This is a genomic window from Roseococcus microcysteis (assembly GCF_014764365.1).
Lineage (GTDB): Bacteria > Pseudomonadota > Alphaproteobacteria > Acetobacterales > Acetobacteraceae > Roseococcus > Roseococcus microcysteis.
This window is the reverse complement of record NZ_CP061718.1, coordinates 3,885,588-3,898,357: the sequence shown is the minus strand read 5'-3', so window position 1 is coordinate 3,898,357 and position 12,770 is coordinate 3,885,588. Positions and strand designations below refer to the sequence as shown.

Below are 12,770 nucleotides of genomic sequence, written 5' to 3'. Positions count from 1 at the left end.
CCTTTCGGGGCCGCAGCCTGACGGAGGGTTGATGACATCACCGTTGGATTAACACGCCCCCATGCGCCACGAAAACCCCGCCGAACCGGGCACATGGCCCGTTCCGGCGGGGGCGGGGCGGTTACCGGCTGGTCAGGGCGATGTCGTCACCCTTTGGCCCGCGCAGCTTCGCGATCAACCGCGGATGCGCGCCGCGCTTCACCAGCAGCGCCTCACCCAGGCCGCGCTCCTGCAAGGCGGCGTGGACCTGCTCGGCCTCGGGGTGCTCGGCCTCGAGTGCGATCAGGCGAAAATGGCTGTCGCGCAGACGCTTGCCCGCGCGCTCGCCCTTCCACTCGATGAGGGCGGGGATGAGATTGTCCATGTCCTGCCGTTGCGGCGGGATGGCCATGCGCCAATGCAGGTCGCCGCGCTGCATCTCGCGGATTTCGCCACCGCGTGGGCCAAGCCGGCCCATCACGGCGTCCATGGCCGGCGTGCGCGCCACCCAGCTCAGCAGCCGCGGTTCCGACTCCAGCATGGTGCGCGTGGCCGCGTCGTCCAGGTCGAAGAGGCGCGGGTGCGGCGGCTCGGGCTGGGCGGGGTCGGGGGCGATGACTTCCAGATAGCAATCGGGGCCGAGGCCCAGCAGCATGTTGTGCGTGCCGGCCCCCTCATGTCGCCCGCCCGCCTGGGGCTTCACGCCCAGCAGGCGTTCGACGAAGGCGGCGCCCTCCTCCAACGTGCGGGCGCCGAGGACGATGTGATCAATCTCGGCCATGTCTCACCTGGCCTGGAACTGTGTGGCGCCGAACATGTTCTCGCGTTCCTTGTCCGTGATTTGACCCTGGCGCTGGCGCTCGGCCAGGACGGCCACGCCACGCTGGACGGCCGGGCGGGCCGCGATGGCATCGTGCCAGCGTTTCACATTCGGGAAATGCGCGAGATCAATGCCACGGCGATCGGGGTTCCGAACCCAGGGGAAGGTCGCGATGTCGGCGATGGTATAGGCATCGCCGCCCAGATATTCGGCCTCCGCCAGGCGCTTCTCCAGCACCCGGTGCAGGCGCTGCACCTCGTTGGAATAGCGGGTGATGGCGTAGGGGATCTTCTCCGGCGCATAGGCCGCGAAGTGGTTGTACTGGCCGAACATGGGCCCCACGCCGCCCATCTGGAACATCAGCCATTGCAGGCAGATGTGGCGCGCCGCGCCCGAGGCCGGCAGCAGGGCGCTGCCGGTCTTCTCGCACAGATAGATCATGATGGCCGCACTCTCGAACAGCGCCAGCGGCTGGCCGTCCGGCCCCTCGGGGTCCTCGATGGCGGGGATGCGGTGATTGGGCGTGATGGCGAGGAATTCGGGACGGAACTGCTCGCCCGCGCCGATGTTCACGGGCACCACCTCATAGGGCAGGCCCAGCTCCTCCAGCAGGATATGGACCTTGTGGCCATTGGGGGTGGGCCAGCTGTGAAGGCGCAGGGTGGCGGGCATGGGCGGATCCTCGTCCGGGGGTGCCGAACGATGGAGGCTCCCCGCGCCCGCCGCAAGCTAGCCGTAGGCGCGTTCCACCATTGGGCCGGGTGGCGGTGCCGCCGCGATCTCCCGGATGATCTTGCGGCGCACCGCCTGGCCGAAGCTCTCGAACCCATCCGCGACCATGAGGAAGGCGCCAGGGCCGCCGATGACGCGTTCCTGGAAATACTCGTCCAGCGGCTGGGTGGGCATCAGGCCCGGCGGCGGCGGCGTGCGGTCGAGCACGGCCAGGCCGTTCAGGACGATGCCCTTGTCCAGCGCCTCGCGCCGCGCATCCGCGACCTCGCGGCCGGAATTGTTGATGCCGTCGCCCGAGATGTCCACGACGCGGCGCGTGCCCTCATAGCCTTGCCCGAACAGGGTCGAGGCGAAGTCGATGGCGGCGGAGATGGAGGTGTAGAGATGGGTGCGCCGGGGTGCGGCGTCGATCGCGGCGGCGAAGCGCTCGGCGGCGGCGGGGCTGTCCAGCTTCGCCCAGGGCACGAGGTGCTCCTGGATGTTCCAGTCGGACCAGGTGAAGAGCGTGACGGCGATGCTGCCGATGGGCCCGCGCGTCATGGCCTCGATGAAGGTGCGGTCGCGGAAGGCGGCGGCATAGCCGTCGAACTGCATTTCCATCTCGACGGCGTCCACCGAGCGGGAGACATCCACGGCCAGGACCAGCTCCACATCCACGGGGTCGGGTTCGGCCAGGCGCTGGGCGGCCTCGGCGCGGCGGTGAAGCAGCAGGGCTGGGGCCGGAAGTGCCAGGCCGGCGGTGGTGGCAAGGAAATGACGACGTTGCATCTGACCCTCATTCGTCCGGTGCCTCCCCCCTGACGGGGTCGGCGTAAAGGGCCGTGCAGCGATTTCTCCCGTATGCGTAACATTATGGGGAGGTCAGGACAGGGATCAAGACCTTTTTGCTGCAATGCAGCATGGATTATTTTGAAGCCATGGGAGTCCGCGCCTTTTGGCCGCGCCAGGGTTATGCCCGGCGCGGCCTGAACAAAGCGTGAAGGGGAATCATCCCCTGAAGGCCGTGCCCCCCACCCGGGCATCGGCGTTCAGCCGGGCGCTGAGCGCGTGCAGGCGCGGATAGCGGCCTTCCACCAGGGCGGGCAGCACCTTGGCCGCGAAGTCGAGCGCCACGACGGCTGTCACATCCGCCTGGGTCAGACGACCGAGGCAGAGGAAGTCACCCTCCGCCATCGCCTCCAGCGCCGCAAAGCCGCCCTGGGCCTGGGCCTGCAAATTCGCGGCACCTTCGGCCCAGCGCAGCGCCTCGGGCCGACGGGCGGTCTCGTAATAGGCCTGGACGGTCTTTTCCATCACGCCCACGCCGATGGCGGTAGCGCGCAGCACCAGGCGGCGCTCGGCGCCCGAGTGGGGCGTCAGGGCGGCGTCGCCCATCACCTCGTCCAGGTGGTCGAGGATGGCGTTGCTGTCCACCAGCACCTCGCCATCATCCAGGATCAGGCTCGGCACCCGGCCCACCGGGTTGTAGCTCGCGATGGCCGCACCGTCGGTCGTGGTGGCCAGCGGCAGGGAGGTGAACTCCATGCCGTAGAGGTTCAGCGTCGCGGCCACGCGCCGCACGAAGGGGGAGAGAAGACGACCGACGAGTTGCATGGATGGTCCTTCAGAAGCCGGCGCCGGGTTGGGCCAGATAGGTCAGTTCCGCTGGCGTGCTGTCCCGGCCGAGCGTCGCGTTGCGATGGGGAAAGCGGCCGAAGCGCGCGATGACGACGCGGTGCCGCCAGGCATAATCAATGCTGCCCCCTGGGGCGGCGGCGGCGGGGTTGTCGCGCAGGCCTTCGAAGAGCGCGACCGAGAGGTCCTGCGCCGCCATGTCCTCGGCATGCTCGAAGGGGAGGTAGAAGAAGACGCGCTGGGTGGGTGTGACGCGCAAATCCATCCGCTGGCGCAGCACCAGATCGCGCGCCAGGGTCAGGGCGTGCGGGTCGCTGGCGAAGGCGTCGGGATGGCCGCGGTAGAGGTTGCGGGGGAACTGGTCCAGCAGGATGAAAAGGGCCAGCGCACCCTCGGGCGTGGCGGCCCAGCCATCCAGCGCGCCCTCGCGCGCGGCGGGGACGAGAGGGCCGAAATGGGCGCGGATCTCGGCATCGAAAGCGTCGTCGCGCTTGAACCACGCGGCACGCGGCGTATCGGGGCCTTCCGCGAACCAAAAGTCCAGGACGGCCTTCACAGCCCGCGCTCCAGCACGCGGATGGAGTGCAGCGCCTCGCGGCCTGACAAATCCTGGATCTGATGGCGGCACGAGGTGCCGTCGGCCACGATGATGTCGCCGGCGGGGGCGGCGCGCACGGCGGGCAGCAGCGAGAGTTCGGCCATGGCCTTGGAGGCCTCGATGTTCTTCGCCTCATAGCCGAAGGCGCCGGCCATGCCGCAGCAGGAGGAGGCGATGGGCTTCACCTCCATCCCCGGCACGCGGCGCAGCGCCTTCACGGCGGCAGGGAAGGCGCCGAAGGCCTTCTGGTGGCAATGGCCATGGATGTGCGCCGCCGCCGCCACGGGCTTGAGCGCGGGCAGCGTGCTCTCCTTCTCCAGGAATTCCGTGGCGAGGAAGGCGCGCTTGGACAGCGCCTCGCTCTCCGCACCGGGCAGCAGGGCGGTGAACTCGTCGCGCAGCGTCATCAGGCAGGAGGGTTCGAGGCCCAGCACGGGCGCATCCGAGGTGCTGAGCGCGGCAAGGGTGCGCCGCGCCTCGGCCCGCGCCTCCTCCACCATGCCGGCGGCGAGATAGGTGCGGCCGCAGCAGAGCGGGCGGCTCCCCTCCCCCTGCGCCGGCTTCACGCTGTAGCCGGAGGCCGCCAGCACGCGCACGGCGGCGCGCAAATTCTCCGGCTCGAAATGCCGGTTGAAGGTGTCGGCGAAAAGCAGCACCTCCTTCGTGCCGCTGCCCGCGCGCGCCTCGCCATCGCGGAAGGCATCGCGGCGGAAGCGCGGCAGCGAGCGTTCGGCCGACAGCCCCAGCAGCTTCTCGGACAGCTTGGCGAGGCCAGGGATGGTGTCGCGCAGGTTCGCCATGAAGGGCACCGCCGAGGCCATGCCCGCCCAGCGCGGCAAGGTCGCGATCAGCTTGTCCTTCAGCGGCACGCCCTCGCGCGCGTTGCGGGCGGCCAGCACCTCGATCTTCATCCGCGCCATGTCCACGCCCGTGGGGCATTCGCGCTTGCAGCCCTTGCAGGAGACGCAGAGGGACATGGCCTCCACCGCCGCCTCGCCGCCCAATCCGCCGGGCACTTGGCCGGTCAGCGCCAGGCGCAGCGTGTTGGCGCGGCCGCGCGTGAGGTGCTGTTCCTCCCGCGTCACGCGATAGCTCGGGCACATCACGTTGGCGTCGAACTTCCGGCAGGTGCCGTTGTTGTTGCACATCTCGACCGCGCCCAAGAGGCCGCGCTGGGGCCCCGGCCAGGCGGACCAGTCCAGCGCCGGCGTCACCGGCAGGGCCGCATAGTCCGGGCCGTAGCGGAACAGCGTGCGGTCATCCATGCGCGGCGGGCGAACGACGCGGCCGGGGTTGAGCAGGCCGTTCGGGTCGAACTCATCCTTCACCGCCTCGAAGGCGCGCACGATCCTCGGCCCGAACATGCTCTCGTGGAATTCGGAGCGGACGATGCCGTCGCCGTGCTCGCCGCTGTGGCTGCCCTTGTATTCGCGGACCAGGGCGAAGCATTCCTCCGCGATCTCGCGCATGCGGCGGACATCGCCGCCATCCTTCATGTTCAGCACCGGGCGCACATGCAGGCAGCCCACGCTCGCATGGGCATACCAGGTGCCCTTCACACCGTGCTTGTCGAAGACTGCCGTCAGGCGCTCGGTGTAGTCGGGCAGATCCTCCAGGGAGACCGCCGCGTCCTCGATGAAGGAGACGGGCTTCGCGTCGCCCTTCATGGACATCATGATGTTGAGGCCGGCCTCACGCACCTCCGCCACCTCGGCCTGGAAAGCGGCGTCCGTCGCGCGCACCACCATGTCGGGCAGGCCAAGATCGCCCATCATCTCCTCCAGCCGGTCGAGGGCCGCCAGCAGCGGGCCGTCCTCATGGCCGTGGAACTCCACGATGAGCAGGCTGTCGGGCTCGCCGATCAGCATGCGCTCGATGATGGGGCGGTAGATGGGGATGGAGCGCCCCAGCTCGATCATCGTGCGGTCCACGAGTTCCACCGCCTCAGGGTCGAGCGTGACCAGGTGCTTGGACGCCTCCATGGCGCGGCGGAAGGTGGGGAATTGGCAGATGCCCACCACCTTGCGCGGCTTGATGGGCCAGAGCTTCAGGTCCAGCGCGGCCGAGAAGGCCAGCGTGCCCTCGCTGCCCACCAGCAGGCGCGCCAGATTGCCACGGCCCGCGGCGCGCGCGGCCGGCGTCAGCGCATCGAGGTTGTAGCCGCCCACGCGGCGAAGCTGTTCGGGGAAGCGTTCGGCGATCTCGGCCGCCTCCCGCTCGCCCAGGGCGTGCAGGCGGGCGACGAGGTCGGTGTTGGGCAGCCCCTCGCCGAAGACATGCCGCGAACCATCGGCCAGGATGGCGTCAATGGCGCGCACATTGTCCGCCATCAGCCCGTAGCGGATGGATTTCGACCCGCAGGAATTGTTCCCCGCCATGCCGCCGATGGTGCAGCGCGCCCAGGTGCTGGGGTCCACCGGGAAGAACATGCCGCGCGGCTTCAGCGCCTCGTTCAGTGCGCCGAGCGTGATGCCGGGCTCCACCCGCGCCGTCTCGCCCTCCACGTTCAGCACGCGGCGCAGATGCTTCGTGCAGTCCAGCACCAGGGCACGGTTCACCGTCTGCCCGCATTGCGACGTGCCGCCGCCGCGGGGCAGGACGGGCACGCCCTCCTCGCGGCAGATGGCCATGGCGGCCTCCACATCGGCGGCGGTCTTGGGCACCAGCACGCCGATAGGCTCGACCTGGTAGATCGAGGCATCGGTGGCGTAGCGGCCGCGATCGGCGGGGGTGAACAGCACCTCCCCTTCCGTTTCGCGTTGCAGGCGCTGGGCGAGGCGGCTGTCGCCGATCTGGGCGGTCATGGCGTTCATGTCGTCCTATCTAGCCCCGAAGCGGCGCGGCGTCAGATGGATAATCCTCATCCCGCGCACAAGCCGAACTCATTGGCGCGGGGGCGCGATCTGGGGCAAACCCGCCGCAGCACAGGAGGACCGTCATGGCCTATTTCCAGACCCGCACCACGCCCGGCCGCCATTTCCTGCAGATTCCCGGGCCGTCCAACGTGCCGGACCGGGTGCTGCGCGCCATGGACAACCCCACCATGGACCATCGCGGCCCGGATTTCGGCGTGATGGGCAAGATGATCCTGGACAAGGTCAAGAAGGTCTTCCAGACCGAGAGCCACGTCGTCATCTACCCCGCCTCCGGGACCGGGGCCTGGGAAGCGGCGCTGGTGAACACGCTCTCCCCCGGCGACCGCGTGCTGATGTGCGAAACGGGCTGGTTCGCGAGCCTGTGGCGCGAAATGGCCGAGCGGCTCGACATCCGTCCCGAATTCCTGAAGGGCGATTGGCGCCGCGGCGCCGAGCCCGCGCGCATCGAGGAATATCTCCGCGCCGACAAGGGCCATGAGATCAAGGCCGTCTGCGTCGTCCACAACGAGACCAGCACCGGCTGCACCAGCCGCATCGCCGAGGTCCGCGCCGCCATTGATGCCGCCGGCCACCCGGCCCTGCTGCTGGTGGACACGATCAGCGGCCTGGCCTCCATGGACTACCGGCATGACGAATGGGGCGTGGACGTCACGGTCTCCGGCTCGCAGAAGGGGCTGATGCTGCCGCCGGGCCTGTCCTTCAACGCGGTCAGCGCCAAGGCGCTGAAGGCCGCGGACCACGCGAAGCTGCCGCGCAGCTTCTGGGACTGGAAGCCGATGATTGCGTCCAACGCCACCGGCTATTTCCCCTACACGCCGGCGACGAACATGCTCTACGCGCTCGACACCGCGCTCGACATGCTGCTGGAGGAGGGGCTGGAGAATGTCTTCGCCCGCCACGACCGCATGGCCGAGGCGACCCGCCGCGCCGTGCGCGCCTGGGGCCTCGAGATCCAGTGCCAGGAGCCGCGCCACTACTCCTCCGTGCTGACGGGCGTGCGCCTGCCGGAGGGCCACAGCGCCAACGCGCTGCGGGCCGCGATCGTGGAGCGGTTCAACATGTCGCTCGGCAATGGGCTCGGCCAGTTGAACGACCGCGTGTTCCGCATCGGGCATCTGGGCGACATCAGCGAATTGCAGCTGATGGCCACACTGTCGGGCATCGAGATGGGGCTGCGCATCGCGGGCGTGCCGCACAAGCCCGAGGGTGTGCGGGCGGCGATGGAGTACCTGACGGGCAACAATTGAACTCCCCACGAAAACGCTTCGCATTTTCGTGGGGGCCCCGGTAGACACCCCACGAAATCGCTTCGCGCTTTCGCGGGGGCCCCGGTTTGGCGCCCTTCCTGGCGGGTGCCGCCGTTGGCGCGGCAAAGCCGCGCCGCCGACCGCAGGGGGCCATTGGGCAGGGCGCCAGGGTCTTGCGCCGGTTGTGCGTGCGGGCCGGGCGGCGGCTTTGCAGCCGGCCGGCCCTCGGGCAGCATGGCGCCGCCCTGGGAGGGTCCGGCCGCACCGCGGCCGGCGCGCCCAGACCAACCTTGCCACCACGCATCCGCCGCGGCGCGAAGCCAAGCCGCCGGAGGCGGCGCCCGGCGTTTGAGGGAAGTAAAGATGCCCCGCTTTGCCGCGAACATCTCCATGATGTTCAACGAACTCCCCTTCCTCGACCGCTTCGCCGCCGCCCGCGCGGCGGGCTTCGAGGCGGTGGAGTTCCTCTTCCCCTATGAATTCCCCGCCGCCGAGATCGCGACACGGCTCAAGGACCAGGGCCTCGCCCAGGTCCTGTTCAACGGCCCGCCCGGCGACTGGAACAATGGCGAGCGCGGCACCGCCTGCCTGCCCGAGCGCCGCGCCGAATTCCGCGAAGGCATCAAGCGCGCCCTCGAATACAGCGCCGCCCTCTCCTGCCCGCGGCTGCATGTCATGGCGGGGCTGACGCCCGCCGGCATTCCGCGCGACACGCTGCTCGGCACCTACGCCGCCAACCTCGACTGGGCGGCGGAGGAATGCATGAAGGCCGGCGTGAAGCCCATCATCGAGCCCATCAACCACCGCGACATCCCGGGCTTCTTCCTGAACCGCACCAGCGAGGCCGTCGCCGTCATCAACGCGGTGGGGCCGGAGCGGCTGGGCTTGCAGTTCGACCTCTACCACTGCCAGATCACGGAGGGCGACGTGTCGCGCCGCGCGGCCGAACTCCTGCCCTACATCGCCCACATGCAGGTCGCCGACACGCCCGGCCGGCATGAGCCCGGCACCGGCGAGGTCAACTGGCCCTTCGTCTTCGACGCCATTGACGCGGCCGGCTATCGCGGCTGGATCGGCTGCGAATACCGGCCCAAGGGCGAGACGCTGGCCGGCCTGGGGTGGTTCGCACCCTATCGCGCCTGAATTCCAAGGAGAGACGCCACATGAAGATCGCTTTCATCGGCCTCGGCATCATGGGCCAGCCCATGGCCGAGAACCTGGCCAAGGCCGGCCATGAGATCATCGCGCCCGAACGCGCCAGCCTGAAGCCCGAGGCGCGCGCCAGCTTCACCATCCTGCCCGACGCCACCGCCGCCACGAAGGCCGCCGAAGTCATCATCATCATGGTGCCCGACACCCCCGATGTGGAGCGCGCGCTCTTCGCCGAGGGCGGCGTGGCGGCGGGGCTTTCCGCCGGCAAGCTGGTCATCGACATGTCCTCGATCAGCCCCACCGCCACCAAGGACTATGCGGCGCGCGTGAACGCGCTGGGCTGCGACTATCTCGACGCGCCGGTCTCGGGCGGCGAGGTGGGCGCCAAGAACGCCGCGCTGACCATCATGGTGGGCGGGCCCGAGGCCGCCTTCGCCCGTGCCCTCCCGCTCTTCGAGGCGATGGGCAAGAACATCACCCTCGTCGGCCCCAATGGTGCGGGGCAGACCACGAAGGTGGCCAACCAGATCATCGTGGCGCTGAACATCGAGGCCGTGGCCGAGGCGCTGGTCTTCGCCTCCAAGGCCGGCGCCGACCCCGCCAAGGTCCGCCAGGCGCTGATGGGCGGCTTCGCCAACAGCCGCATCCTGGAAGTCCATGCCGAGCGGATGATCAACCGCACCTTCAACCCGGGCTTCCGCATCAAGCTGCACCAGAAGGATTTGAACCTCGCCCTGCAATCGGCGAAGGAGCTGGGCGTCGCGCTGCCCAACACCGCCTCCGCGCAGCAGCTGTTCTCCGCCTGCGCGGCGATGGGCGGCGAGGGCTGGGACCATTCGGGCCTGGTGCAGGCGCTGGAGGCCATGGCCAACCACAAGCTGGGTTGAGGCGTTATCCCCGCACTCAATCTGCGGGAAGGTGCCGATGCTGAAGGAATTCCGGGAGTTCATCGCCAGGGGCAATGTCATGGACCTGGCGGTGGGCGTCGTCATCGGCACCGCCTTCGGGCGGATCGTGTCCTCGCTGGTCAGTGACATCATCATGCCCATCGCGGGCGCGATCATCGGCGGGCTGGACTATTCCAACTACTTCCTGCCCCTCTCGCCCGCCGTCACCGCGACCACGCTGGAAGCGGCGCGCGCGCAGGGCGCGGTGCTGGCCTATGGCAACTTCGCCACCGTGGTGCTGAACTTCCTGCTGCTGGCCTGGATCGTCTTCCTGATGGTGAAGGGGCTGAACAGCGTCCGCCGCCGCCTGGAGCACGAGAAGAAGCAGGAGGCGGCGAAACCCCCCGTCCCGCCCGCCGATGTGCGGCTGCTGACCGAAATCCGCGACCTGCTGGCGGAGCGCAAGGGCGCGGCCTGAGGTCAGCCCTTCAAATGGCGGTGGATCTCGGTGTTGTCGGCCTTGGGCCCCAGCTTCTCCACCGCCGCCCCCCATTGCGCGCGGCAAAGGTCCAGCAGCGCATGCGCCGTGCCCGTGCCCGCCGCGATGCGCCCGGCCGTCTCCAGATCCTTCCGCATGAGGCCGAGCTGGAAGCCGCCGGCATAGCGCGCCGTGATGATCTCCTGCGCCAGCTTCGTCTCGGTCGCGATGTTGCGGCCCGAGCTCGCGTTCATCACGGCGGTGAGGATGTTCAGGTCCAGCCCCTCCGCCTCGGCCATCAGCGCCGCCTCGCTCACCGCCAAGAGCCCGGCCGCGTAGACGTAGTTGTTCAGCGCCTTCATCGCGTGCGCACTGCCGACGGGGCCGGTCGGGATGATGGCCTCGCCCATCAGCCGCAGCAGGGCGTCGGCGCGCGCCACATCGGCGGGGGCACCCCCACCATGATGGCGAGCGTCCCCGCCCGCGCCTTGGGCACGGAGCCGGAGACGGGCGCGTCCAGCATCGCGCAGCCGTGCGCCTCCAGCGCCGCCGCCCAGCGCCGCGTCTCGGCGGGGACGGAGCTGCCCATGTCAATCACCAGCGCGCCGGGGCGCAGCACGGGCAGCAGCCCTTCCATCACCGCGGCCACGGCGGGGCTGTCGGGCAGCATCAGGATGATGGTGTCACAGGCGGCGAGGCCATCCAGGCCCACGGCCTCCGCCCCCTCGATGGCCTGGTCCGCGGCGTCATGTGTCCGCAGCGACACCCCCTTGGCCACCAGGTTGCCCGCCATGGGGCGCCCCATCATGCCCAAGCCCACGAAACCCACCTGCGTCATCGCCGCCTCCCCTGTTGGGGGAATGCTCGGCCAGGGCTCGCGGCCTGTCCAGGCAGGGTCAGGCGGGAAGTTCCACCGGCATGCGGCCGCGCAGGGTGCAGACCAGCCCCTCCGGCCGGAATTCCAGCGAGACCTGGCCGTTGAACTCCTGCGCCAGCGCCTGCTCGATCATCCGCAGGCCGAAGCCGCGATGGCTGGGCGGCTGCAGGGCCGGCCCATCCCATTCGCGCCACATCAGCCAGAAATCGCCAGGCCCCGCCTCGCTCCAATCCAGGTCCACCCGCCCGGTATCCGTGGTCAGGGCGCCATGCTTCAGCGCATTGGTGCAGAGTTCGTGCAGCGCCATCGCCAATGTGATGGCGGCCTTGGGCGGCAGCATCACCTCGGGGCCCTGCAAGGTCACGCGCTCGGGCCGGTCGCAGGCGCTGGCCGTTACCTCGGTCGCCAGCGTCTCCAGCGACACATGGTCCCAGCTCTGCTGGGTCAGCAGGTTGTGCGCCGCGCCCAGGGCGCCCAGCCGCTGCTGGAAGGCGCGGGTGGGCTCGGCCAGGGCGGGCGTCGCGCGGAAGGTCTGCGACGCGATGGCCTGGACGATGGCCAGCGTGTTCTTCACGCGATGGTCCAGCTCATGGATCAGCAGCTCGCGGTGGCGTTCGGCGCGCTTGCGCTCGCCCACATCCAGGAAATGGCCACAGATGCCATCGGCCATCGGGTAGGCCCGCAGGTCGAACCAGGTGTCGAGCGGGGCGAAATAGGCCTCGGTGCTGCTGGCCACGCCCTGGTCCATCGCACGGCGATACACCTTCTCGAAGGGGGTTCCCACCACCTCGGGAAAGGCCTCCCAGAAGGAGGCGCCGCGGAAACCCGTGCTGCCGCGCTGCAAGGGGCTCAGGATGCGCTCGCCCTGGCGGTTGAGGAAGGCGATGCGCCAATCGGGCGTGATGGCGATGAAGCCATCGGTGATGCTCTCCAGCAGGCGGCTCGCGCGCGCCTCGCTTTCGGCCAAGGCGCGTTGGAGCCGCACCTGGCCGGTGGTCTCGGTGCAGGCGCAGAACAGCCCGGCCCAGGCGCCGGCCTCGTCCTGGATGGGGGTGTAGGAGAAGGCGAAGAAGGTCTCCTCCAGATAACCGCGCCGAAGCATGTTCAGCCGGATCTGGTCCATGTGGACAGGGCGGCTGGCCTGCACCTCGGCCAGGATGGGCGCCAAATCCTCGCGGATTTCGGACCAGACCTCCAGCAGCGGTTCGCCCAGCGCGGCGGGGTGCTTGTCGGCCAGCACCTCGGCATAGGCGTCATTGTAGAGGATGCGCGCCTCCTGCCCCCAGCCGATGAACATGGGCTGGTTGGCCGAGAGCATCAGCCGCAGCAGGGTGCAGAGCGGGGTTGGCCAGCTGGCCGGCGCGCCGAAGGAGGTGGCGGGCCAGTCGTGCCGGCGCATGCGGTCCGCCATGGGCCCCGACAGGTCCCGGAAGGGGTCGGTGGCCATCTCGGGCGGTTCGGCGTGAATCATGGTCATGCGTCCCGCTGTTGCGCGGCAGAAACGCGTGAT

13 protein-coding genes are annotated in these 12,770 nt (G+C 69.5%); 4 read left to right on the top strand and 9 right to left on the bottom strand.

All coding sequences use genetic code 11. From position 1 onward, the window contains the following. Positions 1-121: 121 nt before the first annotated feature. The 6 genes from ICW72_RS18910 to ICW72_RS18885 all read right to left on the bottom strand — a co-directional run bounded on the left by ICW72_RS18910 (position 122) and on the right by ICW72_RS18885 (position 6,547). Complete coding sequence (locus ICW72_RS18910) at positions 122-760, bottom strand: VOC family protein (RefSeq protein WP_191084082.1); 639 nt, start codon at positions 758-760, stop codon at positions 122-124. Positions 761-763: 3 nt separating this feature from the next. Further along, positions 764-1,471: a glutathione S-transferase family protein gene (locus tag ICW72_RS18905; RefSeq protein ID WP_191084081.1), complete on the bottom strand. Its 708-nt coding sequence runs from the start codon at positions 1,469-1,471 to the stop codon at positions 764-766. Positions 1,472-1,528: 57 nt separating this feature from the next. Continuing rightward, the gene (locus ICW72_RS18900) at positions 1,529-2,299 is read right to left on the bottom strand and encodes a DUF1194 domain-containing protein (RefSeq protein ID WP_191084080.1); all 771 of its coding nucleotides are present in this window, start codon (positions 2,297-2,299) and stop codon (positions 1,529-1,531) included. Positions 2,300-2,518: 219 nt separating this feature from the next. After that, complete coding sequence (locus ICW72_RS18895; RefSeq protein WP_191084079.1) at positions 2,519-3,124, bottom strand: glutathione S-transferase family protein; 606 nt, start codon at positions 3,122-3,124, stop codon at positions 2,519-2,521. Between the two features lie 10 nt (positions 3,125-3,134). Then, on the bottom strand, positions 3,135-3,701 hold the full coding sequence (locus tag ICW72_RS18890; protein WP_191084078.1) for a DUF924 family protein: 567 nt from the start codon (positions 3,699-3,701) through the stop codon (positions 3,135-3,137). After that, complete coding sequence (locus tag ICW72_RS18885; protein ID WP_223880687.1) at positions 3,698-6,547, bottom strand: FAD-binding and (Fe-S)-binding domain-containing protein; 2,850 nt, start codon at positions 6,545-6,547, stop codon at positions 3,698-3,700. Before ICW72_RS18885 ends, ICW72_RS18890 begins: the two co-directional genes overlap by 4 nt. A 134-nt stretch (positions 6,548-6,681) precedes the next feature. Between ICW72_RS18885 and ICW72_RS18880 the strand changes: the two genes are divergently transcribed. From ICW72_RS18880 to mscL, 4 genes are all read left to right on the top strand, one after another. Then, complete coding sequence (locus ICW72_RS18880) at positions 6,682-7,866, top strand: pyridoxal-phosphate-dependent aminotransferase family protein (RefSeq protein ID WP_191084076.1); 1,185 nt, start codon at positions 6,682-6,684, stop codon at positions 7,864-7,866. Between the two features lie 363 nt (positions 7,867-8,229). Continuing rightward, positions 8,230-9,009, top strand: coding sequence for a 2-oxo-tetronate isomerase (gene otnI / locus ICW72_RS18875; RefSeq protein WP_191084075.1), 780 nt, complete (start codon positions 8,230-8,232; stop codon positions 9,007-9,009). Between the two features lie 20 nt (positions 9,010-9,029). Continuing rightward, complete coding sequence (locus ICW72_RS18870) at positions 9,030-9,905, top strand: 2-hydroxy-3-oxopropionate reductase (RefSeq protein ID WP_191084074.1); 876 nt, start codon at positions 9,030-9,032, stop codon at positions 9,903-9,905. 37 nt (positions 9,906-9,942) lie between these two features. Further along, positions 9,943-10,383 (top strand): large conductance mechanosensitive channel protein MscL, encoded by a 441-nt coding sequence (gene mscL / locus ICW72_RS18865; RefSeq protein ID WP_191084073.1) that lies wholly within the window; start codon positions 9,943-9,945, stop codon positions 10,381-10,383. A 2-nt stretch (positions 10,384-10,385) separates the two neighbouring features. Here mscL and ICW72_RS20850 read toward each other — a convergent pair whose 3' ends face one another. From ICW72_RS20850 to ICW72_RS18855, 3 genes are read right to left on the bottom strand one after another with little or no spacing between them, the layout of a single operon-like run. Further along, positions 10,386-10,823 carry an NAD-binding protein gene (locus ICW72_RS20850; protein ID WP_223880686.1) on the bottom strand — a complete coding sequence of 146 codons (438 nt, stop codon included), beginning with the start codon at positions 10,821-10,823 and terminating at the stop codon, positions 10,386-10,388. Continuing rightward, complete coding sequence (locus ICW72_RS20845) at positions 10,793-11,221, bottom strand: NAD(P)-binding domain-containing protein (RefSeq protein WP_223880685.1); 429 nt, start codon at positions 11,219-11,221, stop codon at positions 10,793-10,795. Before ICW72_RS20845 ends, ICW72_RS20850 begins: the two co-directional genes overlap by 31 nt. 58 nt (positions 11,222-11,279) lie before the next feature. Then, the gene (locus ICW72_RS18855; RefSeq protein ID WP_191084072.1) at positions 11,280-12,737 is read right to left on the bottom strand and encodes a sensor histidine kinase; all 1,458 of its coding nucleotides are present in this window, start codon (positions 12,735-12,737) and stop codon (positions 11,280-11,282) included. Positions 12,738-12,770: the final 33 nt, after the last annotated feature.

Excerpts from the sequence above, each read along its gene's own strand:
- ICW72_RS18910 (WP_191084082.1), bottom strand. The coding sequence starts at position 760 with ATGGCCGAGATTGATCACATCGTCCTCGGCGCCCGCACGTTGGAGGAG.
- ICW72_RS18905 (WP_191084081.1), bottom strand. The coding sequence starts at position 1,471 with ATGCCCGCCACCCTGCGCCTTCACAGCTGGCCCACCCCCAATGGCCAC.
- ICW72_RS18900 (WP_191084080.1), bottom strand. The coding sequence starts at position 2,299 with ATGCAACGTCGTCATTTCCTTGCCACCACCGCCGGCCTGGCACTTCCG.
- ICW72_RS18895 (WP_191084079.1), bottom strand. The coding sequence starts at position 3,124 with ATGCAACTCGTCGGTCGTCTTCTCTCCCCCTTCGTGCGGCGCGTGGCC.
- ICW72_RS18885 (WP_223880687.1), bottom strand. The coding sequence starts at position 6,547 with ATGACCGCCCAGATCGGCGACAGCCGCCTCGCCCAGCGCCTGCAACGC.
- ICW72_RS18880 (WP_191084076.1), top strand. The coding sequence starts at position 6,682 with ATGGCCTATTTCCAGACCCGCACCACGCCCGGCCGCCATTTCCTGCAG.
- otnI (WP_191084075.1), top strand. The coding sequence starts at position 8,230 with ATGCCCCGCTTTGCCGCGAACATCTCCATGATGTTCAACGAACTCCCC.
- ICW72_RS18870 (WP_191084074.1), top strand. The coding sequence starts at position 9,030 with ATGAAGATCGCTTTCATCGGCCTCGGCATCATGGGCCAGCCCATGGCC.
- mscL (WP_191084073.1), top strand. The coding sequence starts at position 9,943 with ATGCTGAAGGAATTCCGGGAGTTCATCGCCAGGGGCAATGTCATGGAC.
- ICW72_RS20845 (WP_223880685.1), bottom strand. The coding sequence starts at position 11,221 with ATGACGCAGGTGGGTTTCGTGGGCTTGGGCATGATGGGGCGCCCCATG.
- ICW72_RS18855 (WP_191084072.1), bottom strand. The coding sequence starts at position 12,737 with ATGACCATGATTCACGCCGAACCGCCCGAGATGGCCACCGACCCCTTC.